This is a genomic window from Mycobacterium pseudokansasii, from assembly GCF_900566075.1.
GTDB classification, from domain to species: domain Bacteria; phylum Actinomycetota; class Actinomycetes; order Mycobacteriales; family Mycobacteriaceae; genus Mycobacterium; species Mycobacterium pseudokansasii.
The window spans coordinates 2,279,745-2,302,032 of sequence record NZ_UPHU01000001.1 but is presented as its reverse complement, the minus strand read 5'-3'; the positions used below and the strand labels follow the sequence as shown (position 1 = coordinate 2,302,032).

26 protein-coding genes are annotated in these 22,288 nt (G+C 65.7%); 15 read left to right on the top strand and 11 right to left on the bottom strand.

Annotated elements, in window-relative coordinates; translation table 11 throughout:
- The first annotated feature begins 1 nt into the window (after position 1).
- Both EET10_RS10490 and EET10_RS10485 read left to right on the top strand, forming a co-directional pair.
- A complete protein-coding gene (locus EET10_RS10490) occupies positions 2 to 1,291 on the top strand; it encodes an ArsB/NhaD family transporter (protein ID WP_036403697.1) in 1,290 nt (429 codons plus the stop codon).
- A gap of 33 nt (positions 1,292 to 1,324) precedes the next feature.
- Positions 1,325 to 2,611 carry an ArsB/NhaD family transporter gene (locus tag EET10_RS10485; protein WP_036403699.1) on the top strand — a complete coding sequence of 429 codons (1,287 nt, stop codon included), beginning with the start codon at positions 1,325 to 1,327 and terminating at the stop codon, positions 2,609 to 2,611.
- A gap of 131 nt (positions 2,612 to 2,742) precedes the next feature.
- Here EET10_RS10485 and EET10_RS10480 read toward each other — a convergent pair whose 3' ends face one another.
- Both EET10_RS10480 and EET10_RS10475 read right to left on the bottom strand, forming a co-directional pair.
- On the bottom strand, positions 2,743 to 3,930 hold the full coding sequence (locus EET10_RS10480; protein WP_423793592.1) for a class I SAM-dependent RNA methyltransferase: 1,188 nt from the start codon (positions 3,928 to 3,930) through the stop codon (positions 2,743 to 2,745).
- A complete protein-coding gene (locus EET10_RS10475; protein ID WP_063468685.1) occupies positions 3,927 to 5,924 on the bottom strand; it encodes an APC family permease in 1,998 nt (665 codons plus the stop codon). Before EET10_RS10475 ends, EET10_RS10480 begins: the two co-directional genes overlap by 4 nt.
- Before the next feature lie 93 nt (positions 5,925 to 6,017).
- On the opposite strand from EET10_RS10475, the gene EET10_RS10470 reads away from it, so the two are divergent.
- Together EET10_RS10470 and EET10_RS10465 are read left to right on the top strand one after the other, a co-directional pair.
- The gene (locus tag EET10_RS10470; RefSeq protein WP_063468686.1) at positions 6,018 to 6,701 is read left to right on the top strand and encodes a potassium channel family protein; all 684 of its coding nucleotides are present in this window, start codon (positions 6,018 to 6,020) and stop codon (positions 6,699 to 6,701) included.
- Positions 6,702 to 6,833: 132 nt separating this feature from the next.
- Complete coding sequence (locus EET10_RS10465) at positions 6,834 to 7,529, top strand: potassium channel family protein (RefSeq protein WP_036403935.1); 696 nt, start codon at positions 6,834 to 6,836, stop codon at positions 7,527 to 7,529.
- Positions 7,530 to 7,644: 115 nt separating this feature from the next.
- Here EET10_RS10465 and EET10_RS10460 read toward each other — a convergent pair whose 3' ends face one another.
- Both EET10_RS10460 and EET10_RS10455 read right to left on the bottom strand, forming a co-directional pair.
- The gene (locus tag EET10_RS10460) at positions 7,645 to 8,316 is read right to left on the bottom strand and encodes a DUF3159 domain-containing protein (RefSeq protein ID WP_063468687.1); all 672 of its coding nucleotides are present in this window, start codon (positions 8,314 to 8,316) and stop codon (positions 7,645 to 7,647) included.
- A 24-nt stretch (positions 8,317 to 8,340) separates the two neighbouring features.
- Complete coding sequence (locus EET10_RS10455) at positions 8,341 to 8,709, bottom strand: OB-fold nucleic acid binding domain-containing protein (protein ID WP_036403703.1); 369 nt, start codon at positions 8,707 to 8,709, stop codon at positions 8,341 to 8,343.
- A 158-nt stretch (positions 8,710 to 8,867) separates the two neighbouring features.
- Between EET10_RS10455 and EET10_RS10450 the strand changes: the two genes are divergently transcribed.
- Positions 8,868 to 9,566: a hypothetical protein gene (locus EET10_RS10450; protein WP_036403937.1), complete on the top strand. Its 699-nt coding sequence runs from the start codon at positions 8,868 to 8,870 to the stop codon at positions 9,564 to 9,566.
- A gap of 15 nt (positions 9,567 to 9,581) precedes the next feature.
- Here EET10_RS10450 and EET10_RS10445 read toward each other — a convergent pair whose 3' ends face one another.
- Together EET10_RS10445 and dut are read right to left on the bottom strand one after the other, a co-directional pair.
- The gene (locus EET10_RS10445; protein WP_036403705.1) at positions 9,582 to 10,346 is read right to left on the bottom strand and encodes a DUF3710 domain-containing protein; all 765 of its coding nucleotides are present in this window, start codon (positions 10,344 to 10,346) and stop codon (positions 9,582 to 9,584) included.
- Entirely contained in the window at positions 10,343 to 10,807 is a 465-nt protein-coding gene (dut, locus tag EET10_RS10440) for a dUTP diphosphatase (protein ID WP_036403707.1), read from the bottom strand. Before dut ends, EET10_RS10445 begins: the two co-directional genes overlap by 4 nt.
- 25 nt (positions 10,808 to 10,832) lie before the next feature.
- Between dut and EET10_RS10435 the strand changes: the two genes are divergently transcribed.
- Positions 10,833 to 11,309, top strand: a complete 477-nt coding sequence (locus EET10_RS10435; protein WP_036403709.1) for a DUF3093 domain-containing protein — start codon at positions 10,833 to 10,835, stop codon at positions 11,307 to 11,309.
- Between the two features lie 9 nt (positions 11,310 to 11,318).
- On the opposite strand, the gene EET10_RS10430 is transcribed toward EET10_RS10435, so the two are convergent.
- The gene (locus EET10_RS10430; RefSeq protein ID WP_023372621.1) at positions 11,319 to 11,621 is read right to left on the bottom strand and encodes a DUF4193 domain-containing protein; all 303 of its coding nucleotides are present in this window, start codon (positions 11,619 to 11,621) and stop codon (positions 11,319 to 11,321) included.
- 185 nt (positions 11,622 to 11,806) lie between these two features.
- On the opposite strand from EET10_RS10430, the gene cei reads away from it, so the two are divergent.
- A complete protein-coding gene (gene cei, locus EET10_RS10425; protein WP_063468689.1) occupies positions 11,807 to 12,460 on the top strand; it encodes an envelope integrity protein Cei in 654 nt (217 codons plus the stop codon).
- 5 nt (positions 12,461 to 12,465) lie between these two features.
- On the opposite strand, the gene EET10_RS10420 is transcribed toward cei, so the two are convergent.
- The gene (locus tag EET10_RS10420) at positions 12,466 to 13,335 is read right to left on the bottom strand and encodes an inositol monophosphatase family protein (protein WP_036403711.1); all 870 of its coding nucleotides are present in this window, start codon (positions 13,333 to 13,335) and stop codon (positions 12,466 to 12,468) included.
- A 187-nt stretch (positions 13,336 to 13,522) separates the two neighbouring features.
- Here EET10_RS10420 and ppgK point away from each other — a divergent pair, with 187 nt between their 5' ends.
- From ppgK to EET10_RS10405, 3 genes are all read left to right on the top strand, one after another.
- Positions 13,523 to 14,317: a polyphosphate--glucose phosphotransferase gene (gene ppgK, locus EET10_RS10415; protein WP_122502129.1), complete on the top strand. Its 795-nt coding sequence runs from the start codon at positions 13,523 to 13,525 to the stop codon at positions 14,315 to 14,317.
- A 178-nt stretch (positions 14,318 to 14,495) separates the two neighbouring features.
- Positions 14,496 to 16,058 (top strand): RNA polymerase sigma factor, encoded by a 1,563-nt coding sequence (locus tag EET10_RS10410; RefSeq protein WP_036403939.1) that lies wholly within the window; start codon positions 14,496 to 14,498, stop codon positions 16,056 to 16,058.
- A gap of 277 nt (positions 16,059 to 16,335) precedes the next feature.
- A complete protein-coding gene (locus tag EET10_RS10405) occupies positions 16,336 to 16,707 on the top strand; it encodes a RidA family protein (RefSeq protein ID WP_036403942.1) in 372 nt (123 codons plus the stop codon).
- On the opposite strand, the gene EET10_RS10400 is transcribed toward EET10_RS10405, so the two are convergent.
- A complete protein-coding gene (locus EET10_RS10400) occupies positions 16,692 to 17,060 on the bottom strand; it encodes a DUF952 domain-containing protein (protein ID WP_036403715.1) in 369 nt (122 codons plus the stop codon). The genes EET10_RS10405 and EET10_RS10400 overlap by 16 nt on opposite strands.
- 125 nt (positions 17,061 to 17,185) lie before the next feature.
- Between EET10_RS10400 and EET10_RS10395 the strand changes: the two genes are divergently transcribed.
- Positions 17,186 to 17,371 carry a DUF7455 domain-containing protein gene (locus EET10_RS10395; RefSeq protein ID WP_023372607.1) on the top strand — a complete coding sequence of 62 codons (186 nt, stop codon included), beginning with the start codon at positions 17,186 to 17,188 and terminating at the stop codon, positions 17,369 to 17,371.
- Positions 17,372 to 17,446: 75 nt separating this feature from the next.
- Entirely contained in the window at positions 17,447 to 18,379 is a 933-nt protein-coding gene (locus EET10_RS10390; protein ID WP_051490563.1) for a YihY/virulence factor BrkB family protein, read from the top strand.
- 49 nt (positions 18,380 to 18,428) lie between these two features.
- Here the strand turns inward: EET10_RS10390 and EET10_RS10385 are convergent, their stop codons facing one another.
- A complete protein-coding gene (locus tag EET10_RS10385; RefSeq protein WP_036403946.1) occupies positions 18,429 to 18,668 on the bottom strand; it encodes a DUF3039 domain-containing protein in 240 nt (79 codons plus the stop codon).
- A 45-nt stretch (positions 18,669 to 18,713) separates the two neighbouring features.
- Between EET10_RS10385 and EET10_RS10380 the strand changes: the two genes are divergently transcribed.
- The 3 genes from EET10_RS10380 (at position 18,714) to ideR (ending at position 21,119) form a co-directional block, all read left to right on the top strand.
- Positions 18,714 to 19,148, top strand: a complete 435-nt coding sequence (locus EET10_RS10380; protein WP_081260862.1) for a DUF3099 domain-containing protein — start codon at positions 18,714 to 18,716, stop codon at positions 19,146 to 19,148.
- 150 nt (positions 19,149 to 19,298) lie between these two features.
- A complete protein-coding gene (gene sigB, locus EET10_RS10375; RefSeq protein WP_036403720.1) occupies positions 19,299 to 20,258 on the top strand; it encodes a sigma-70 family RNA polymerase sigma factor SigB in 960 nt (319 codons plus the stop codon).
- 168 nt (positions 20,259 to 20,426) lie between these two features.
- Positions 20,427 to 21,119, top strand: coding sequence for an iron-dependent transcriptional regulator IdeR (gene ideR / locus EET10_RS10370; protein WP_023372597.1), 693 nt, complete (start codon positions 20,427 to 20,429; stop codon positions 21,117 to 21,119).
- Here the strand turns inward: ideR and EET10_RS10365 are convergent, their stop codons facing one another.
- A complete protein-coding gene (locus EET10_RS10365) occupies positions 21,120 to 22,196 on the bottom strand; it encodes a DUF4192 domain-containing protein (protein WP_122502128.1) in 1,077 nt (358 codons plus the stop codon).
- Positions 22,197 to 22,288: the final 92 nt, after the last annotated feature.

Genomic DNA, 22,288 nt, shown 5'->3' with positions numbered 1-22,288 from the left:
GATGAGCGTGTTCGCGCTCGCGGTCTTTGTGGTTGCCTACGCACTGATCGCCAGCGAACGCGTCAACAAGACGCTGGTGGCGCTGACGGGCGCAGCGATCGTGGTCGCGCTGCCGGTCATCAACTCCGAGGACGTCTTCTATTCCCACGAGACCGGAATCGATTGGGACGTCATCTTTTTGCTGTTGGGCATGATGATCATCGTCGGTGTGCTGCGCCAGACCGGGGTGTTCGAATACGTGTCGATCTGGGCGGCCAAGCGAGCCCGCGGGTCGCCACTGCGGATCATGATCCTGCTGGTACTGGTCACCGCGATCGCTTCGGCCCTGCTGGACAACGTCACCACGGTGTTGCTGATCGCCCCCGTCACGCTGCTGGTGTGCGACCGGCTGGCGATCAACGCCGCCCCGTATTTGATCGCCGAAGCGCTCGCCTCCAACCTCGGCGGCACGGCCACCTTGGTCGGCGATCCACCCAACATCGTGATCGCCAGCCGGGGAGGCCTGAGCTTCAACGACTTCCTGATCCACCTGGCCCCGATCGTCGTGATCGTGGTCGCGGTCTTCACCTTGATGCTGCCGCGGCTGTTTCCCGGCGCCTTCGCCGCCGACCCGGATCGGGTTGCCGATGTGATGCAGCTCGAAGAAAAAGAGGCCATCCGCGATCACGGGCTACTGATCAAGTGTGGTGTCGTCCTCGCCGCGGTGTTCGCGGCGTTCATCGCCAATGAGCCACTGCATCTGAAGCCGTCCATGGTGGCCCTCGTCGGCGCCGGGATCCTGGTCGTCGTCTCCCGGCTGGAGCAGTCCGATTACCTGTCCAGCGTCGAATGGGACACGCTGTTGTTCTTCGCCGGCCTGTTCATCATGGTCGGCGCCCTGGTGAAGACGGGTGTCGTCAAGCAGATGGCGGAGTTGGCCGTCACCGCGACCGGCGGCAACACCTTGTTGGCGACGATGGTGATCCTGGCCGCATCGCTGGTGATCAGCGGCGTCGTCAACAACGTTCCCTATGCCGCGACCATGACGCCGATCGTCGCCGAGCTGACACCGGTGCTCATCGACCGGGGAAACCCGGACGTGCTGTGGTGGGCCTTGGCGCTGGGCACCGACTTCGGCGGCAACCTCACCGCCATCGGCGCCAGCGCCAACGTCGTCATCCTGGGCATCGCCAAAAGGGCGGACAATCCCATCTCGTTTTGGGAGTTCACCCGCAAGGGCATTGTGGTGACGATCATGTCGCTGGCGCTGGCAGCGCTATACCTCTGGGTGCGCTACTTCGCGTTGGGATGACCGAATCGCAGCGAAAACGATGGAGGACAGCCGATGAGCGTCATCGCCATCACGATATTCGTGGTCGCCTACGCACTGATCGCCAGCGACCGGGTCAGCAAGACCCTGGTGGCGCTGGCGGGAGCGGGGATCATGCTCGCGGTTCGGGTCGTCGGCTCCCACGACGCGTTCTATTCGTCGCAGACCGGGATCGATTGGGACGTCATCTTTTTGCTGCTGGGCATGATGATCATCGTCGGCGTGCTGCGCCAGACCGGCGTCTTCGAATACGTGGCCATCTGGGCGGTCAAACGCGCGAAGGGCTCTCCGCGCCGGATCATGATCCTGCTGGTGCTGGTCATGGCGTTCGGTTCGGCCATGCTGGACAACGTCACCACGGTGCTGTTGATCGCGCCGGTCACGCTGCTGGTATGCGACCGGCTGGCGATCAACGCGTCGCCATTCCTGATGGCCGAGGTCTTCGCATCCAACATTGGCGGCGCGGCGACGCTGGTCGGCGATCCGCCCAACATCATCATCGCCAGCCGAGCGGGGTTGACGTTCAACGACTTCCTGATCCACATGGCGCCGATCGTGCTGATCGTGCTCGTCGTCTTCGTCGCCCTGCTGCCCGTCCTGTTCGGCTCCATCGCGGTCGAGGCCGACCGGGTGGCCGACGTCATGTCGCTCGACGAACGGGAAGCCATCCGCGATACCGGGCTGCTGATCAAGTGCGGCGTGGTGCTGCTGCTGGTGTTCGCCGCGTTCGTCGCCCATCCGGTGCTGCACATCCAGCCGTCCGTGGTGGCGTTGCTGGGCGCCGGCGTCCTCGTCGTGATCTCGGGACTGGAGCGCTCGGATTACCTGTCCAGCGTCGAATGGGACACCCTGCTGTTCTTCGCGGGATTGTTCGTCATGGTCGGCGCTCTGGTGAAGACGGGCGTCGTCGACAAGCTGGCACGGGCCGCGACCGAGTTGACCGGCGGCAACGAAACACTCACGGTATTCCTGATCCTCGGCGCCTCAGCACCGATATCGGGCATCATCGACAACATTCCTTATGTGGCCACGATGACACCGATCGTCACCGAACTGGTCGCAGCCATGCCGGGTCACATCCACCCCAACACGCTGTGGTGGGCGCTGGCGCTGGGCGCCGACCTCGGGGGCAACCTGACCGCGGTGGGAGCCAGCGCCAACGTCGTCATGCTCGGAATCGCCAGGCGCGCAGGCACTCCCATCTCGTTCTGGGAATTCACCCGCAAAGGCTTTGTGGTCACCGCGGTCTCAATCGCGTTGTCGGCGATCTACTTGTGGCTGCGCTACTTCGTATTGGGATAGCCGCGGGCCGGTGAGCACAGCGATGCAGGCAGGACCCCGTCGAGACTGCACTGATGGCGTCGAGCCTGCGCCCACTGCGCGCCAAGTGCCTTGGTGCGCACGCTCATCGCAGTCTCGGCGCGGGATCGCGCCTAGCAGGTCAACAGCGCAATGCACTCCACGTGATGAGTCAGCGGGAACGCGTCGAACACCTTGATCTTCTCCACCACATAGTCATGACTGCGGTAGAGGCCGATATCGCGCGCGAAAGATGCTGCTTCACAACCGATATGTACGATACGCGGCACCCGCGCGGCGGCCAGCAGGTTGATCACGTCGCGCCCGGCGCCGGTGCGCGACGGGTCCAGCACCGCGACGTCGGCACGAGATTGACCCGACAAAGCCCGCCGCACCGAATCGTTGACGACGGCTACCTGCGGCAGATCGGCCAGCGCAGCATGGGCGGTCCTCGACGCTGCACGCGCGCTATCGACGGTCAATACTTGCCCCGACTCTCCGACCGCCTCACCCAGCACCGCGGCAAAAACGCCGGCGCCGCCGTAGAGATCCCACGCGGTCATGCCGACACCCGCCTCAGCCCAGTCCGCGACCAGGCGGCTGTACACGCCCGCCGCATCCCGGTGCGGCTGCCAGAAAGCCGTCACCGGCACCCGCCAACTGCGCCTGCCGACCCGCTGTACCGCGTGATAGCTACCCTCGACGACTCTGGTGGTGACCCTTCGGCCGTGACGGACCGTAAGCACCACGTGACGCTGGCCGTCGTCGTCGAGGACCACATTCAGCTGGCCGCCGGGCGGCCAGGAACGACCAGGGTTCAGGTCGTCGAGCATCCCGGCGGGCACCTGCCCGCAATGCAAATCGGTCACCAACGCGCTGCTGTGGTAGCGGTGAAAGCCGACGCGACAGGAGGGTCCCACCTCGAGTCGCACCCGGGTGCGCCAACCGGTAGGACCAGCATCCGAAAGCGGTTCGACCGCGCCGAACCAGTTGTATCCGCCGAGCCGTTTCAGTTGATCGGCTACCACATGCGCCTTGAGCGCCCGCGCCGCTTCCGGGGCGGCAAAAGCCAGATCGCAACAGCCGGCGCCATTCGCCCCGGCAATCGGGCACAACGACTCGATCCGGTCCGGAGACGGATCGAGCACCTCGATAACCTCTGCGTGCCAATAGGATTGACGCTCGGAGATGACCCGCACCCGCACCCGCTCCCCGGGCAAGGCATTGCGGACGAAGACCACCCGGCCTTCGTGGCGCGCCACACAGCTACCGCCATTCGCGGGCGCGCCGGTGACCAGCGTCAGTTCGGGTGCCAGGGTCAATCGAAAATGCCTCGCCGCGCATCGCCGGGAGCCACATGAGGCTGTAGCGTCTTCACCCGCTCCGACGAAGTCAGTTGCCAAGGAACCGATGTCACCATCACCCCCGGCATGAACAGCAACCTGCCCTTGAGCCGCAGCGCGCTCTGGTTGTGTAACAGCTGCTCCCACCACCTGCCCACCACATACTCCGGAATGAACACCGTCACCACGGTCCGCGGGGATTCCTTGCTGACCCGTTTGACGTAATCCAGAACCGGACGGGTCACCTCACGGTAGGGCGAAGCGATGACCTTCAGCGGCACGCTGATATCGCTTTCCTCCCACTTGTGAACCAAGTCACGGGTCTCGGCATCGTCAACGCTGACCGTGACGGCCTCGAGCACATCGGGACGAGTGGCCCGCGCGTAGGCCAGCGCACGCAGTGTCGGCAGATGCAACTTCGACACCAGAACCACGGCGTGATTGCGGCTGGGCAATACGATTTCGTTGTCCTGCGCTGCGGCCTGTTCCGCCAGCTCCCGGTTGACCGCGTCATAGTGGCGGCGGATCAGCTTCATGAGCATGAACAGGGCGCCCATGGCGACGATCGCAATCCAGGCGCCCACAAGGAATTTCGTGACCAGGACGATCAGCAGGACGGTGCCGGTGGACACCAGTCCGACCGAGTTGACCACCCGCGAGCGGATCATCTTGCGCCGGCCCGCGGGATCGGTCTCGGTGCGAAGTAACCGAGTCCAATGCCGGACCATCCCGATCTGGCTCAGCGTGAACGAAATGAACACACCGACGATGTACAGCTGGATCAGAGCGGTGAGTTCGGCGCGGAAGGCCATCACCGCGGCGATGGCGGCCGCGGCGAGGAACAAGATCCCGTTGGAGAACGCCAGCCGGTCACCGCGGGTGTGCAGCTGGCGTGGCAGGTAGCTGTGCTGCGCCAGCACCGAGCCGAGCACCGGGAAGCCGTTGAACGCGGTGTTGGCCGCCAACACCAAGATCAGCGCGGTGACCGCGGCGATCAACAAGAACCCGACGTGGAAGCCACCGAATACGGTCTGCGCCAATTGAGCGACCAATGTTTTTTGTTGATAGCCGGGCGGGGCGCCGGTCAGCTGTGTTTCCGGATCGTCGACGACCTGGACCCCGGTTTCAACGGCGAGCAGAACCATGGCCATCAGCAAGGTCACCGCGATGGTGCCCAGCATGAGCAGTGTCGTGGCGGCGTTGCGGGACTTGGGCTTCTGAAAGGCCGGGACCCCGTTGCTGATCGCCTCCACACCCGTCAGTGCCGCGCAGCCCGAGGAGAACGAGCGGGCTACCAGGAATGCCAGTGCGGCACCGACGACCTTGCCGTGTTCGGCGTGCATCACGAATCCGGCGGACTCGGCGCGCAGCGGGTTGCCTAACACGTAGATCCGGAACAGCCCCCAACAGAGCATCGCGCCGACTCCGATGATGAACGCATAGGTCGGAACGGCGAATGCCAGCCCGGATTCGCGGACCCCCCGCAGGTTCATCGCCGTCACCAGCACGATGGCGCTCACTGCGAAGAACACCTTGTGCTCATACACGAAGGGGATCGCCGAACCGATATTCGACATCGCCGATGCGATCGAAACCGCAACTGTGAGAACATAATCGACCATCAGGGCGCTGGCGACCACGAGACCGGCGGTCGGGCCCAGATTGGTGCTGACGACTTCGTAGTCGCCGCCCCCCGACGGATAGGCGTGCACGTTCTGCCGGTAGCTCGATACCACCACGAGTAGCACCGCGGCCACCGCCAGTGCGATCCACGGCGCCATGGAGTACGCGGCGAGACCGGCCACCGACAGCATCAGAAAGATCTCTTCGGGTGCGTAGGCCACCGACGACATCGCATCCGAGGCGAATACCGGCAACGCGATCCGCTTCGGCAGTAGCGTGTGGCTCAGCCGGTCGCTGCGAAACGGCCTGCCGATCAGCAGCCGGCGCGCGGCGGTGGAAAGTTTGGACACGAGAGCCAAGGGTAAGCCCCGACGGCTTTGACGGTAGCGTTCCCTGGGCGAGAATTTTGCGCACCGAAGCAGCTACGGCCGAGAGGACGTCACGTGCGAGTGGTAGTGATGGGGTGCGGCCGGGTCGGCTCGTCGGTGGCCGACGCGCTGTCCCGCATCGGCCACGACGTCGCGGTCATCGACCGTGACAGCACCGCTTTCAACAGGCTCAGCCCCGAGTTTGCCGGTGAGCGGGTGCTTGGCCAGGGATTCGACCGAGATGTGCTGCTGCGGGCAGGCATCGAAGGTGCCGACGCATTCGCTGCGGTGTCCTCTGGAGACAACTCCAACATCATCTCGGCACGGTTGGCCCGGGAAACCTTCGGTGTGCCGCGAGTGGTCGCCCGCATCTATGACGCCAAGCGCGCCGAGGTCTACGAACGCCTGGGTATCCCCACGATCGCCACGGTGCCCTGGACCACCGACCGGCTGCTCAACGCGTTGCTCCGCGAAACTGAGACCGCCAAGTGGCGCGATCCCACCGGTACCGTCGCCGTCGCCGAGGTCATCTTGCACGAGGACTGGATCGGGCACCGGGTCACAGACTTGGAGCAGGCCACCGGCGCTCGGGCGGCGTTCCTGATCCGATTCGGAACCGGGGTGCTGCCCGAGCCGAAGACGATCCTGCAGGCCGGCGATCAGGTCTACGTTGCCGCCATCTCCGGCCGGGCGGCCGAGGCGGTGGCCATTGCGGCCCTGCCGCCCAGTGAGGACTTCGAGTCAGGGCCGCGCAAATGAAGCGCGCCGACGACGAAGACGCCGGCTCGGCCCGGCTTCGAGCCGGGGTTAAGGAGTGGCGCAGATGAAGCGCGCCCACGACGAAGACGCCGGCTCGGCCCGGCTTCGAGCCGGGGTTAAGGAGTGGCGCAGATGAAGGTAGTCGTCGCCGGGGCCGGCGCCGTCGGCCGCTCAGTGACCCGCGAACTCATTGGAAATGGGCACGATGTGACCCTGATCGAGCGCAATCGCGACCACCTTGACCCCGATGCCATCCCGACCGCGCATTGGCAATTGGGGGATGCCTGCGAGCTGAGCCTCCTGGAGTCGGTGCACCTCGAGGATTTCGATGTCGTGGTTGCCGCTACCGGCGACGACAAGGTCAACGTGGTACTCAGCCTGCTGGCCAAGACCGAATTCGCGGTGCCGCGGGTGGTGGCCCGAGTCAACGATCCCCGCAACGAGTGGTTGTTCACCGACGCCTGGGGCGTTGACGTGGCGGTTTCCACTCCGCGCATGCTGGCCTCGCTGATCGAGGAGGCCGTCGCCGTCGGCGACCTGGTACGGCTGATGGAATTCCGCAAGGGCCAGGCAAACCTGGTGGAGATCACACTGCCCGACGACACACCCTGGGGCGGCAAGCCCGTACGCAAGTTGCAATTACCGCGGGATGCGGTACTGGTCACGATCCTGCGCGGACCGCGAGTCATCGTGCCGCAAGCCGATGAGCCGCTGGAAGGGGGCGACGAATTGCTGTTCGTCGCGGTCACCGAGGCAGAGGAGGAGCTGAGCCGGCTGTTGCTGCCGCCAACCTCACCGGCGGCCGGTGAGCCCGGTCCTCGAGTGTGAGTTACCGCTGTTCCCGGTGCGACCAGGGCCGGCCCAGTCGGCAGCAATCCCGCCGCGCCCGCGTATTGAGAGCCGTCACACACGGTCAACGCCGCGAGCGCACACCCGCAAGCCGCTAGAGCTCGCGACCGGTGTCGGTATCGATTTCTACCACCCCTGCCACCGCAGGGCCTTCGAGGACCGGCATCGCCCGCTGAGCGGCCTTTATCGCGGCGTATGTCGCCAGCGCCGCCATCGCGGTGAGCGGCCAGCCCATCCCGATGCGCGCGACACCCAGCCAGCCGGTCTTGTCGGCATCGTAGAGAAGCCGCTGGACGATGAACCGGGCGGCGAACACCAGCGTCCAACCCAGCGTGGCGATGTCAAACGCGTAGCGGGCCCGGGCTATGTCGCGCCAGCTGCGGTCCCGTCCGGCGGCCCAACTCCACAGGACGCCGACGGCGGGCCGGCGAATCACCACCGACAGGGCGAAAATCACCGCCCACAGCAGCGACATCCAAATGCCCAACAAGAAATAGCCCTTGGACTGACCCACCAGGTAGGCGATCAGCGCACACACGGCGACCCCGAAGAACCCGGAAACGGCGGGCTGGGTGGATTCCCGCCGAATCAGCCGCAATAGCAACACCAACGCGGCCATGCCCACGGCAGACCCGATTGCGGGCAACAGTCCGGCCACACTGGACACCGCGACAAAGACGACCACCGGCAGCGACGAATAGATCAGACCGCTCACGCCACCTGCTTGGGCCAGCAGGCGCTCGGCGCTGAGGCGGTTAGCACTCACGACGGACCCAGATGATGCAGATGGTCACCGCTGAATTTCGTAGTGCGGGTTGTAGATGGCCTTGCTCCCGTTTTCCAGCTTGCCCAGCCGGCCGCGCACCCGCAGCGTACGGCCCGAGTCGATGCCGGGGATCCGGCGCTGGCCCAACCACACCAACGTCACCGTGTCGCTACCGTCGAACAACTCGGCACGTACACCACCTGCGCAACCTTTGCCGTTTGTTTCCACGCTGCGCAGCGTGCCCACCATCGTGACCTCCTGACCACGCTGGCAATCGATGACGCGCTGCGCGCCGGTAGTCAGCACTTCGTCCGACAACTCTTCGACGTCGCGCTGCTCGGGGTCTTCCGTCAACCGACGGGTCAGCCGGCGCAGATAACCTTGGGCCCTCATGGCCTCTCCTGACACTCCAACGTCGCTACGGAAGCTCTTCTCTTGCGATCAGCATTCCATCTATGCCAACGGTCACCGTAGACCTGTTGGTTCCCCTCCGCCACACGTATCGATGCACCGGGGTCGGAGTACCCGCCATGGCAGAGCACTATCAAGGAATGCCAGTCGATTTTCGCGGAGTCACGGCCGTGGTATTGCCCGGAACCGGTTCCGACGAAGACTACGTCTACCGGGCGTTTTCCGGTCCCGTGCACGATGCCGGCGGGGTGCTGGTGGCACCTGCGCCCCAACCGGAGCACTTGATAACCGGGTACCTGGCCGCCCTGGATGACGCCCCGCGCAGCGGTCGCGTGGTGGTCGGCGGCGTCTCGATCGGAGCCGCCGTCGCCGTCGCGTGGGCGCTGGCCCATCCCGACCGGACCGTGGCCGTCCTGGCGGCGCTACCTGCGTGGACCGGGCCGCCCGAGTCGGCCCCGGCCGCGCATGCGGCTCGCTACACGGCATCGCAGTTGCGCCGTGACGGTCTGGCGACGACGACGACGCAGATGCGGGCATCCAGTCCCGCCTGGTTGGCCGACGAGCTGGCCCGATCCTGGCGGGTTCAATGGCCGCAATTACCCGACGCCATGGAGGAAGCCGCAGCCTATATCGCGCCTGGCCGCAGCGACCTGGAGCGGCTGGCCGCGCCGTTGGGGGTCGCTGCCGCCGTCGATGATCCGATTCACCCGCTGCAGGTCGGTGTTGACTGGGTGACCGCGGCGCCGCATGCAGCACTACGGACGGTGACGCTGGAGGAGATCGGCGCGGATCCCGCCGCACTGGGAGCCGCCTGCCTGGCAGCGCTGGCCGAGACCTAGAACGCTCGCCGAGCCCTAGCCGCCGGTGCTGCTGCGCAACTGCTGCATCGCCGACCCGCCCGCACCGCGTCGGGCCGCCGGTGGGTTGGATTGCTCTTGCTCCTGCTCCTGCGCCTGTGCCTGGGCGGCTGCAGCCTCACGCAGCTGCTCCACCATCGGCTCGGGCAACTGCACCGGCAACGGGGTACGTACCGGCAGGGGTGTGTCTCCGCGGCGCACAACGGTGTCCGCCAATGCCTCGCGAGCCTCCTCGGTCAACGCATCGATCGTCTCGTGCGGGCCGTTGACAACACATCGGATCATCCAGCGGTAGCCGTCGACACCGATGAAACGCACCACGCCGGAGGCCGTACCGGTCACTTCCCGGCCCCAGGGGCCGTCTTTGATGGAAACCTGAGCCGAGTCCTTACGCAGCGAGTCTGCCAGCTCGCCGGCCACCTCACGCCACAGGCCGGCGGACTTGGGCGCCGCATAGGCCGCGATGGTGAAGCGGCCGTTGGGCGTGACGATCCACACCGCGCTGGGGACCCCGTTCTCGGTCAGTTCGACCTGCACCTGGCCTGCCGTGGGCATCGGGATCAACACCGAACCCAGGTCGAGTCTGGCCAACTCCGCGACCGAAGGGTCGTCGAAGTCTTCGATGTCGAACGGGCCCACCAACTCGTCGCCGTCTTCGTCGGCCAGTTCTGATGCTTTCGGCGCAGCGGCGGCCGGTGCTTCCGGCTCGGCCGAACTCGATCCGCTGTCCCTGTTGCGTGTGCGTCTACCGAATGCCATCACAAACTCGCATGTCCGCCGGAGGAACCGTGGCCACCATCGCCACGGGATGTCTCGGCCAGCCCGGCCTCGTCGAATGACACGACCTCGACCAGCTCGACCAACTCGACCCGCTGCACCAGCAGCTGGGCAATACGGTCACCTCGATGCACCACGATCGAAGTGGCGGGGTCGAGGTTGATCAGCGCGACCTTGATCTCGCCACGGTAACCCGCGTCGATGGTGCCGGGGCTGTTGACGATCGAAAGCCCCACCCGGGAGGCCAAGCCCGAGCGCGGATGGACGAGACCCACCATCCCGAACGGGATGGCGACCGCGACGCCCGTCGGCACCAGTGCACGCTGCCCGGGGGCTAGCTCCACGTCTTGCGCACTGTAGAGATCTACCCCCGCGTCGCCGTGATGCGCGCGGCTGGGCAGCGGGAGTCCTGGGTCTAGACGGACAACGGCCACACTGGTCGACACGGGGCCACAGACTACTCTTGACCGAATGTCGGGTACGCGCGTCGCGCCGCACAGTGTGCGATACCGCGAGCGACTATGGGTGCCGTGGTGGTGGTGGCCGCTGGGGTTTGCGGCGGCGGCGCTCATCGCTTTCGAAGTCAACATGGGTATCGCCGCTCTGCCCGACTGGCTGCCGTTCGCGACGTTGTTCGCCGTCGCGGCCGGCACGCTGCTGTGGCTGGGTCGGGTGGAGATCCGAGTCACAGCCGACCAGACGGGCGTCGAGCTGTGGGCCGGTGCGGCGCACCTGCCGGTCGCGGTGGTCTCCCGATCGGCCGAAGTGGCGCGCACCGCGAAGTCAGCGGCACTGGGCCGACAGCTCGACCCGGCAGCATTCGTACTGCATCGCGCATGGGTCGGCCCCATGGTTTTGCTGGTGCTCGACGATCCCGAGGACCCCACCCCGTACTGGCTGGTGAGCTGCCGTCACCCCGAGCGGGTGTTGTCGGCCCTGACAAGCTGAGTGCAGCGATCACGCCGCGCAGTCGGTACAGATCATCACGCCGTTCTTCTCGCTGGCCAGTCGACTGCGGTGTTGCACCAGGAAGCAGCTCGAGCAGGTGAACTCGTCTGCTTGCTTCGGGATAACACGCACCGACAGCTCTTCACCGGACAAGTCGGCGCCAGGCAGCTCGAATGACTCGGCGGACTCGGACTCATCCACGTCGACCACGGCCGAGGCCGCCTCGTTCCGTCGAGCTTTCAGCTCTTCCAGCGAATCCTCCGACACATCGTCGGCCTCGGTGCGCCGTGGAGCGTCATAGTCGGTAGGCATTATTCCGTCCCCTCGCATGCCCTTTCATAAGTTCAAGCATCGCTTTGTACCAGCGTCGAACGCATCCACCAAACGATTCGTGCCCAGAACTCGGCTCAATCGACTGTGATTTACGTCACACCCGCCTCGTCGACCTCGCGATCGGCCCTCAACGCGGCAATCCAGGCGCGGACTACAGTGCACGTGTGGTCGCACAAATCACCGAGGGCACCGCCTTTGACAAGCACGGTCGGCCATTTCGGCGGCGCAATCCCCGCCCCGCGATTGTCGTCGTGATCCTGCTGGCGATCGCGACGGCGGTGGCGTGGACGGTGGCCCTGACCCGCCCGACGGACGTCCGCGAGGCCGCGACGTGCAACCCCCCGCCACAGCCGGCCGGGTCGACGGCACCGCCCAGGCTCGGTGAGCCGGTGTCGCGAACCGAAATGACCGACGTCGCCCCGGCCAAACTCAGCGAGACCAAAGTGCGCGTCCTCAACGCCAGCGGACGGGGCGGTCAAGCCGGCGACATCGCCGGGGCCATGCAGGATCTCGGTTTCGCCCAGCCGACGGCCGCCAACGACCCGGTGTATGCCGGTACCCGGCTGAGCTGCCAGGGCCAGATCCGGTTCGGCACCGCAGGTCAAGCCGCGGCCGCCGCGGTATGGCTGGTGGCGCCGTGTACCGAGCTATTCCACGACGGCCGTGCCGACGACTCGGTCGACCTCGTCCTCGGCACGGACTTCACCACATTGGCCCACAACGACGACATCGACGCCGTGCTCGCGAGCCTGCGGCCCGGCGCCACCGAGCCGACCGATCCCACGCTCGTGGCCAAGATCCACGCAAGCAGTTGCTGAGCAGCTCAGTCCGGGATCGGCTCCAGAGCATCGAATCGCGTCAGCACCGCCAACAGCTCGTCGGCAATGCCGGGCGCGGCGGCGAGCACCAAGCCCCCTTGCGGGGCATTCGCGGCGGGCAATAGCACCCGGGCTCCCGCCTCGGCTGCTATCAGGGCGCCCGCCGCGCGGTCCCACACCTGCAGCCCGTGCTCGTAGTAGGCATCCAGTTGGCCGGCGGCGACCATGCACAAGTCCAAGGCCGCAGAACCGATCCGGCGCACATCTCGGACCACCGGCAGCATCCGGGCCAGCAGCGCCGCCTGGGTAGCGCGGCGCCGCGTCGAGTACGCGAAGCCGGTGCCCAACAGGGCCATCGACAAATTATCGACATCGGTGCAGCGCAACCGGCGAGTCCCGTGCTGGTCGGTGACATGCGCCCCTAGCCCCGCCGCAGCCGAATACACCCTGCCGCCGACGACATCAGCGACCGCGCCGGCCACCGACACGCCGCCGATTTGGGCTCCGACCGACACCGCGTAGGCCGGAATGCTGTAGACGAAGTTCACGGTGCCGTCAATGGGGTCAAGCACCCAAGTCACGGCGTCGGCCGCCGCGGCCGCCGAGTCTGCTGGGCCCCCGCCCTCCTCCCCCAAAATCGGGTCACCGGGCCGAAGCTGAACCAGCCGTTCACGCAACAGTCGCTCGGTATCGGTATCGACGACGGTCACCGGGTCGGTCGGGGTGGTCTTGGTCCGCACCGCGTCGCCGCTGTCAGTGGCCGGATGCAGACCGAATATCTCGGCGCGCCGACCACGCACGAACTCGGCCGCATCCGCGGCGAGAGTCTCGGCCACCGAACGCAGCCGCGCGGGCTCGTTATCGGATCGTGTCACCGCTCTATCGCATCACAGTCGCCCGGACCAGCGCGCATCGTCGCCGGGCCGAGCCACATCCGCCCAGCTCCTCGACAGGCCTAAACAGGCAAAACCTGCATCCTTGCCGGGCCGAGCCGGAATGCCCGGGCTTGACAAGCAGGCGGGCTAAGGTAGTCGGACACTTATGTCTCGCCGAGGAGAACCGATGACCAGCGCCGACCCCCTGTCCCCCACCGCCGCTGCCACACAACAGCGTCGCGGGTTCGGCATCGATGTCGGTGGCAGCGGCATCAAGGGCGGAATCGTCGACCTGGACACCGGTCAGCTGATCGGGGACCGGATCAAGCTGCTGACTCCCCAACCGGCCACGCCGTCAGCGGTCGCCAAGACCATCGCCGAGGTGGTTCACGGCTTCGGCTGGACCGGCCCACTCGGAGTGACCTATCCCGGCGTGGTCACGCATGGCGTCGCCCAGACCGCGGCCAATGTGGACAAGTCATGGATCGGGACCAACGCCAGCGAAATCATCGGCGCCGAGTTGGGCGGTCAACAGGTGACAGTTCTCAACGACGCCGATGCGGCCGGGCTTGCGGAAGAACGCTATGGAGCCGGCAAGGGCAACTCCGGGCTGGTCATCCTGCTCACTTTCGGAACCGGTATCGGGTCTGCGGTCATCCACAACGGCAAGCTGATACCCAACACGGAGTTCGGGCATCTCGAGGTCGGGGGTAAGGAGGCCGAGCAGCGGGCCGCGTCATCAGTCAAGGAAAGGAAAGGCTGGAGCTACGAAAAGTGGGCCAAGCAGGTGACGCGGGTTCTGGTCGCTATTGAGAACGCGATGTGGCCCGACCTGTTCATCGCCGGCGGCGGCATCAGCCGCAAAGCCGACAAATGGGTGCATCTGCTGGGAAATCGCACCCCTGTGGTGCCGGCAACCCTGCAGAACGCCGCCGGGATAGTTGGTGCAGCAATGGCGTCCACCACGGACGTGACCCACTGAATTTTCCCGCTCGGGCAGTACGGGCGCGCAGTGAAGTTACAATGGTCGTCGGCGACCGCCTGACCGATAAAGCGCGAGTTTTCACGCCGACATCAACGCCGACATTCGACATAGCAGACACTTTCGGTTCAGCACGCCCAGACTCATACCGGAAGCGAGTACCACCGAAGGGGTGTATGTGGCAGCGACCAGGGCCAGCCAGGCGACCGGTGAGCCGGTGAAGCGCACCGCCACCAAGTCCCCGGCCAAAGCCGGCGCCAAGCGACCGGCGGCAAAGACAGCCAATGGCGCTGCCCCCGCGAAGCGGGCGACCAAGGCGGCGGGCCGGTCCACAAAAGCCGCCGATGCCACCAACGACGCCGAGGCCACCGAGCCGACTGGCCCGAAGAGAAGCCGTACCGCGGCCAAAGCCGCAAAGGCGCCGGCCCGCGACGCCGACACGTTCGGCGACGAACTTGAAGGCGCGGCCACAGACCCGGCGGTTCCGCTTGATGCCGCCGAAGACCTCGACGATGAGCCAGACCTTGACGTCGACCCCGTCGAGGACCTTGACCTCGAGGCCGGTCTCGGCCTAGACGACCTTGAAGACGACGTGGAGGACGACGTTGTCGCCGCCGTCGTCGACGCCGACCTCGATCCAACCGACGTCGGGGACACCGACGAGGTTGAATCTCCGGCTGTTGCAGCGCCCGGCAGCGCCGTCGATGACGAGGAGGAGATCGCCGAGCCCACCGAGAAGGACAAGGCCTCAGGCGATTTCGTGTGGGACGAGGACGAGTCGGAAGCGTTGCGCCAAGCGCGCAAAGACGCCGAACTCACCGCGTCCGCGGACTCGGTTCGCGCCTACCTCAAGCAAATCGGCAAGGTGGCGCTGCTCAACGCCGAGGAAGAGGTCGAGCTGGCCAAACGGATCGAGGCCGGCCTCTACGCCACGCAGTTGATGGCGGAGATGGCAGAGCGCGGCGAGAAGCTACCCGCCGCGCAACGTCGCGACATGATGTGGATTTGCCGCGACGGCGATCGCGCGAAGAACCATCTGCTGGAGGCCAACCTGCGGCTGGTGGTTTCCCTGGCCAAGCGCTACACCGGGCGCGGGATGGCGTTCCTGGACTTGATCCAGGAGGGCAACCTGGGCTTGATCCGGGCGGTCGAGAAGTTCGACTACACCAAGGGTTACAAGTTCTCCACCTACGCGACCTGGTGGATCCGCCAAGCCATCACCCGCGCCATGGCCGACCAGGCCCGCACCATACGCATCCCGGTACACATGGTCGAGGTGATCAACAAGCTCGGCCGAATCCAGCGTGAGCTCCTCCAGGACCTGGGCCGCGAGCCCACTCCCGAGGAACTCGCCAAAGAGATGGACATCACCCCGGAGAAGGTGCTCGAGATCCAGCAGTACGCCCGGGAGCCGATCTCGCTGGACCAGACCATCGGCGACGAGGGCGACAGCCAGCTGGGCGATTTCATCGAGGACAGCGAAGCGGTGGTAGCCGTGGACGCGGTGTCGTTCACGCTGCTGCAAGACCAGCTGCAGTCGGTCCTGGACACGCTGTCCGAGCGCGAGGCCGGCGTGGTACGGCTGCGCTTCGGCCTCACCGATGGCCAGCCGCGCACCCTCGACGAGATCGGGCAGGTATACGGCGTGACGCGGGAGCGCATCCGGCAGATCGAGTCCAAGACCATGTCGAAATTGCGCCACCCCAGTCGGTCGCAAGTCCTGCGCGACTACCTGGACTGAGCGAGCCCGCCGGCGCAGCGGGACACTTTGGCTTTCGCTGATGTCTCGTCTGCAAGTTGATCCCGAGTCTGGTGCATGTCGGGCGCGGCCCCACATTTCATGCGACGAAACCGGTCGGGTCCGTGACACAGTCGCGAAAAGTCGCGACGACCGGGGTTGCCTTCGGGGTTGCCTTACAGACACATGCCTCGACACGACATGGTTCCCGACGGCCGGAACAGCAGATACCCGCACCCAACGGCTGCGCATCGGCCGCCGCCGTCGTACTGTCACGCTCATGTCAGCAACCCGCAGGTGTATCTCCTCCGGATCCGACTACGAATCGGCCGTTGGCTATTCGCGCGCGGTGCGCGTTGGCCCGCATGTGGCAGTGGCCGGCACCACCGGCAGCGGCAGCGATATCGTCGCGCAGACCAGAGACGCCCTGCGCCGCATCGAGGCCGCACTCGGACAGGCTGGCGCGGGGCTCGCCGACGTGGTCCGCACCCGCATATACGTGACCGATATTTCACGCTGGCGGGAGGTGGGCGATGTCCACGCCCAGGTTTTCGGCGGAATCCGACCCGCGGCGACCATGGTCGAGGTTTCGGCACTGATCGCACCCGGGCTGCTGGTTGAGATCGAAGCCGACGCCTATGTGGATGCGTGAGGTCCCGAAATCGGCGAGAAGGTGCCGTCGACCGCCGGGGGGTAGGCCACGACGCTCATCACCGCCCGTGCCGGAAGCTCGCCGTACAGGTGCGGGAACAGCATCCAGTCCGGATCCGCTACCGTTCCCGGCTCCCAACGCACGGGCGAATCGAGCGCTGCCGGGTCGATATACAGCAGGACCATGTCACGACGGCCGTGGAAGAGCCGATTGGCCGGCAGATGTATCTGCTCAGGCGTCGACAGATGGATGAACCCGGTAGCCGATCCGGGACGGAAGCCGCCGCGGCGGCGGGCGGACGACCATTCGGCGGCCGCACACATGTGCACCAACACCGCAGGAGTGGACGGCATACTAGCAAGTCTGCCCGACTCATCGTCCGAAGTCCGTGAGAAAGGACACACCTGATACCACCCGGGGAACAAGGCGAAAGCGGGGAACGTCTGAGACAGTGAACTTACCTAGATATGGAGAAGTCATGAACGCAACGTTGACCAGTCCCGAGCTGACTAGAGCCGACCGCTGCGACCGCTGTGGCGCAGCAGCGCGGGTGCGCGCCAAGCTGCCTTCCGGTGCCGAACTTCTCTTCTGCCAGCACCACGCCAACGAGCACGAAGCGAAACTGATCGAGCTGTCGGCCGTGCTGGAGGTCAGTGGAAACTAGGTTCGCCGAAACTCGCTCGCCTAAAGTCGGGTCCAATGTGCCACGTGTGACCGATCTTCGGTAATGCTGGACCGGATGAGCGACCAAACGCCAAAGCCGTCCCGCCACCACATCTGGCGAATCAGCCTTCGGACGCTCTCCAAGAGTTGGGACGACTCGATCTTCTCCGAGTCAGCGCAAGCAGGTTTCTGGTCGGCACTGTCCCTTCCGCCCTTGCTTTTGGGGATGCTGGGCAGCCTGGCCTACGTGGCTCCGCTATTCGGCGAGGACACCTTGCCCGCGATCGAAAAAACCATCATTTCGACCGCCCACAGCTTCTTCTCACCCAGTGTGGTCAACGAGATCATCGAGCCGACCATCCGCGACATCACCGCCAACGCTCGCGGCGAGGTGGTGTCGCTGGGCTTCTTGATCTCATTGTGGGCAGGATCGTCGGCAATCTCTTCCTACGTCGATGCCGTGGTGGAGGCTCATGACCAGACTCCGTTACGCCATCCGGTGCGGCAACGGTTCTTCGCGCTGTTCCTGTACGTGGTGATGCTGGTGTTCCTGGTGGCCGCGGCGCCGGTGGCGGTGGTGGGCCCGCGGAAGGTGAGCGACCACATTCCGGCCAACTTGGCCAATGTCCTGCATTACGGCTACTACCCGGCACTGATCGCGGGCCTGACGGTGGGGGTGATCATCCTCTACCGCGTCGCTCTGCCGGTACCGCTGCCGACACACCGACTGGTCATCGGCGCAGTGCTGGCCACCGCGGTGTTCCTGATCGCGACACTGGGTCTACGGTTCTATCTCAGGTGGATCACCAGTACGGGCTATACCTACGGCGCGCTGTCCACGCCCATCGCGTTCCTGTTGTTCGCGTTCTTCGGTGGTTTTGCGGTCATGATCGGAGCCGAACTCAACGCCGCGATCCAAGAGGAATGGCCGGCGCCGGCCACACACGCACATCGGCTGCGCAACTGGCTCAGGACCCGCACCGCCACCATCACGGGAACGGCCGACTAGGCGTCGGACTGGGCGTCACAGACCACGACGGCGCAGCTGCCGCGCCAATTCAGTCTTTCTTGAGCTTCTCGTAGATCTGCTTGCAGTCCGGGCACACCGGCGAACCCGGCTTGGGTGCCCGGGTCACGGGAAACACCTCGCCGCATAACGCCACCACATGGCTTCCCAGCACCGCGCTCTCGGCGATCTTGTCCTTCTTGACATAGTGGAAGTACTTCGGGATATCGCTGCCGGTCCCGTCGTCGACGCGTTCCTCCGTGTCGGTGCGTTCGATCGTCTGCGTCTGCATACCAGACATTGTGCCCCCTGACTCGCCCCTGCCGGAATCGACTGGATGTGGGAGAGTAGAGAAATGAAGCGCGGCTTCGAGCTGAGTTTCGACGACTTCGACGAGCGGGGCCGCCCGGTACTGATCACCGCTGCCGCACCGTCCTACGAGGAGCAGCACCGAGCGCGGGTACGCAAGTATCTGACCTTGATGGCGTTCCGGGTTCCGGCGCTCATCCTTGCCGCCGTCGCATACGGGGCCTGGCACAACGGTCTTGTCTCACTACTGATCGTGGCTGTCTCGATTCCATTGCCATGGATGGCCGTGCTCATCGCCAACGACAGACCGCCCCGCAGCGCCGACGAGCCCCGACGATTCGACGACGCCCGACGACGCACTCCCCTGTTTCCGACGGCCACGCGTCCGGCGCTGGAGCCTCGACGAGACCCTGTGCCCCAATCGGACTCCCCGGACTTCGACGGCTGGTCCAATCCCGGTTAAACCGGCTGCCGCGGCCCACTTCTCAGGACATTCTCAGGTCGCTGGCACATTTCTGCACGTCACGGTGTGTGAGATGACAACGCGGCGGGAACTCTGTGGTCGAGCCTGTCGTTAAACCCCGTGACAGGACAAGCCGATCGGGAGGGCGCTATGGCACATGCCACCACAAGCCGGGCTGACAGCGATCTGGACGCTCAAAGCCCCGCGGCGGATTTGGTGCGCGTATATCTGAACGGCATCGGTAAGACGGCATTGCTCAACGCCGCCGATGAAGTTGAGCTGGCCAAGCGCATCGAAGCCGGGCTGTATGCCGAGTATCTGCTCGAAACCCGAAAGCGGTTGGGCGAGAACCGGAAACGCGAATTGACCGCCGTGGTACGCGACGGCCAGGCAGCGCGCCGACACCTCCTCGAAGCCAACCTTCGGCTGGTGGTGTCACTGGCCAAGCGCTACACGGGCCGCGGAATGCCGCTGCTCGACCTCATCCAGGAGGGCAACCTGGGCCTGATCCGCGCGATGGAGAAGTTCGACTACACAAAGGGATTCAAGTTCTCGACGTATGCCACTTGGTGGATCCGCCAAGCCATCACCCGTGGCATGGCCGACCAGAGCCGTACCATTCGGCTGCCCGTTCACCTGGTCGAGCAGGTCAACAAGCTGGCGCGAATCAAGCGGGAGATGCACCAGAACCTGGGCCGGGAAGCCACCGACGAGGAACTCGCCGAGGAGTCCGGAATTCCGGTTGACAAGATCAACGACCTGCTCGAACACAGCCGGGACCCGGTGAGCCTGGACATGCCGGTCGGCGCTGAGGAAGAGGCGCCGCTCGGTGACTTCATCGAGGACGCGGAAGCCATGTCCGCGGAGAACGCCGTCATCGCCGAACTGCTGCACACCGATATCCGCAGTGTGCTTGCCACTCTCGACGAGCGTGAACATCAGGTGATCCGGCTGCGCTTCGGCCTGGACGACGGTCAGCCGCGCACGCTGGATCAAATCGGCAAGCTGTTTGGTCTGTCCCGCGAGCGGGTGCGCCAGATCGAGCGGGATGTGATGTGCAAGTTGCGCCATGGCGAACGTGCCGATCGGCTGCGGTCATACGCAAGTTGAGACACCGGCCGGAAGCCTGTCGAAAAGCGCCGAGAAAAGCGCCGAAAATCTAGGTACAAGACAGTGTGCCCGCCGCGATGAGCGGCGGGCATACTGCTGTCGGGGGCGTTTTGGGCCAACCACATGCGCAGCTGGCCAAGTAGACTCGGCGGCAACGGAGGATGCTGAATGAACGACTTGGTTGATACCACCGAGATGTACTTGCGGACGATCTACGACCTCGAGGAAGAGGGCGTTACGCCGCTGCGCGCCCGGATAGCCGAGCGCTTGGAGCAGAGCGGGCCTACTGTCAGCCAAACCGTTTCCCGGATGGAGCGGGACGGATTGCTTCGGGTGGCTGGGGATCGCCACCTCGAACTCACCGACAAGGGCCGGGCGCTGGCGATCGCGGTGATGCGCAAGCACCGCCTCGCCGAACGACTGCTCGTCGACGTGATCGGGTTGCCGTGGGAAGAGGTACACGCCGAGGCATGCCGGTGGGAGCACGTGATGAGTGAGGATGTCGAGCGTCGTCTGGTCAAGGTGCTGAACAACCCGACAACGTCTCCGTTCGGCAATCCGATTCCGGGCTTGTTGGACCTGGGCGTGGGGCCGGAATTCGGCGCCGAAGACGCCAACTTGGTGCGGTTGACCGAGCTGCCGGCCGGTCCGCCGGTGGCAGTAGTGGTTCGCCAGCTCACCGAGCATGTTCAGGGCGACATCGACTTGATCACGCGGCTCAAAGACGCCGGCGTCGTGCCGAACGCCCGCGTGACGGTCGAAACCAGTCCCGGAGGCGGCGTGACCATCGTCATCCCGGGGCATGAGAACGTCACCCTGCCCCATGCGATGGCGCACGCCGTGAAGGTCGAGAAGGTCTGACTACCCCGCACATCGGCCGGATTGGCCGGATGAGCCGAACGCCCGGCGCGGCGGTAGCCGCACGCCCAGTTGCCGAGCCAACCGATAGCCGGTGGTCGCCAGTTCCCGGATGTGCTCCGGCCGAAGCCCGGACTGTAGCGCCGTGTCCAGCATGCCGGCCATCCGATGACTCGGCGTGCAGCGTAGCGCGGTCTCCAGAGACACCCCGGCCAGCGGACCGTCGCCGCGGGCGTAGGCACTGAACGCCAGCAATACCAGCGCCTCCACCCGCCACGGCTCGGGTAGCGCGCGGGCCAGTACTGCCCACAACGACTCGGCCGGGCCGGAGTTCTCACCGACCGCCAGGGCATAGAGCGTGTCGCGCACCCGCACGTCGGTGAGCGCACAGCCCAACTGGGCCAGTTCCCCGTCTGATAGCGGTTGCCCGTCGGCCACCCGCGCGGCAGCGGCCATCGCCTTCTCCACATCGCGACGGCTACAGTCCAACGGGTCGGCACGCTGAGCGATCTCACGCTCGGCCGCCGCTCGCTTCATGGTGACGGCCAGTGCGTCGGTGCGCGCCCGGTCGTCCACCGCGACGACGGCCTCGAGATCGGCACGCCGCGGGTACAGCCGCCGACCGTCGAGCACCGCGGCCACCGCCAGCGGCGACGCCGCCGGGTCGTCGATGACGCCACCCGAACCGCAGCCGTCGACACAATGCCAGCGTCCGCCGACCGCGATGCGGTCGACCACGTGGGCCGCCCAGAGCACGATGTCACGCTGCGCCAATGCCCCGGTCAGCGCATCGCACACCCGCCGGTACTCGTCGCTGCATCCCGGACACTGCGCTCCGTCCGCATCGACGATCACCGCGATCGCGGCCTCGGGGTCAGCCGCGGCGGCAACCTCCGCGAGCTGCTCGACCCGGTGGCCAAGGTCCTCCGACAGGTCAACGCGCATCACCGATCCCAGTGCACCCTCGGCCACCGAGACCAGGACCAGCGATTTTTCCGGCACGAAGCCGAGGATGGCCGGCAGCGCGGCGATCAGGGCCCCGGGGCGATTCAGTTCAAAGTCAGGTCGATGCTTCGTCATAGGCGTCAACGCTGGCGACCGGCACCGTCAATCGGTGCGCACATCCGGCACCTGGGCCGCCATCCTGTGGACGAAGTCGCCACTGTGCGTTC

Excerpts from the sequence above, each read along its gene's own strand:
- EET10_RS10490 (WP_036403697.1), top strand. The coding sequence starts at position 2 with ATGAGCGTGTTCGCGCTCGCGGTCTTTGTGGTTGCCTACGCACTGATC.
- EET10_RS10485 (WP_036403699.1), top strand. The coding sequence starts at position 1,325 with ATGAGCGTCATCGCCATCACGATATTCGTGGTCGCCTACGCACTGATC.
- EET10_RS10465 (WP_036403935.1), top strand. The coding sequence starts at position 6,834 with ATGAAGGTAGTCGTCGCCGGGGCCGGCGCCGTCGGCCGCTCAGTGACC.
- EET10_RS10455 (WP_036403703.1), bottom strand. The coding sequence starts at position 8,709 with ATGAGGGCCCAAGGTTATCTGCGCCGGCTGACCCGTCGGTTGACGGAA.
- EET10_RS10450 (WP_036403937.1), top strand. The coding sequence starts at position 8,868 with ATGCCAGTCGATTTTCGCGGAGTCACGGCCGTGGTATTGCCCGGAACC.
- EET10_RS10435 (WP_036403709.1), top strand. The coding sequence starts at position 10,833 with ATGTCGGGTACGCGCGTCGCGCCGCACAGTGTGCGATACCGCGAGCGA.
- EET10_RS10430 (WP_023372621.1), bottom strand. The coding sequence starts at position 11,621 with ATGCCTACCGACTATGACGCTCCACGGCGCACCGAGGCCGACGATGTG.
- ppgK (WP_122502129.1), top strand. The coding sequence starts at position 13,523 with ATGACCAGCGCCGACCCCCTGTCCCCCACCGCCGCTGCCACACAACAG.
- EET10_RS10405 (WP_036403942.1), top strand. The coding sequence starts at position 16,336 with ATGTCAGCAACCCGCAGGTGTATCTCCTCCGGATCCGACTACGAATCG.
- EET10_RS10400 (WP_036403715.1), bottom strand. The coding sequence starts at position 17,060 with ATGCCGTCCACTCCTGCGGTGTTGGTGCACATGTGTGCGGCCGCCGAA.
- EET10_RS10395 (WP_023372607.1), top strand. The coding sequence starts at position 17,186 with ATGAACGCAACGTTGACCAGTCCCGAGCTGACTAGAGCCGACCGCTGC.
- EET10_RS10390 (WP_051490563.1), top strand. The coding sequence starts at position 17,447 with ATGAGCGACCAAACGCCAAAGCCGTCCCGCCACCACATCTGGCGAATC.
- EET10_RS10385 (WP_036403946.1), bottom strand. The coding sequence starts at position 18,668 with ATGCAGACGCAGACGATCGAACGCACCGACACGGAGGAACGCGTCGAC.
- EET10_RS10380 (WP_081260862.1), top strand. The coding sequence starts at position 18,714 with ATGTGGGAGAGTAGAGAAATGAAGCGCGGCTTCGAGCTGAGTTTCGAC.
- sigB (WP_036403720.1), top strand. The coding sequence starts at position 19,299 with ATGGCACATGCCACCACAAGCCGGGCTGACAGCGATCTGGACGCTCAA.
- ideR (WP_023372597.1), top strand. The coding sequence starts at position 20,427 with ATGAACGACTTGGTTGATACCACCGAGATGTACTTGCGGACGATCTAC.
- EET10_RS10365 (WP_122502128.1), bottom strand. The coding sequence starts at position 22,196 with ATGACGAAGCATCGACCTGACTTTGAACTGAATCGCCCCGGGGCCCTG.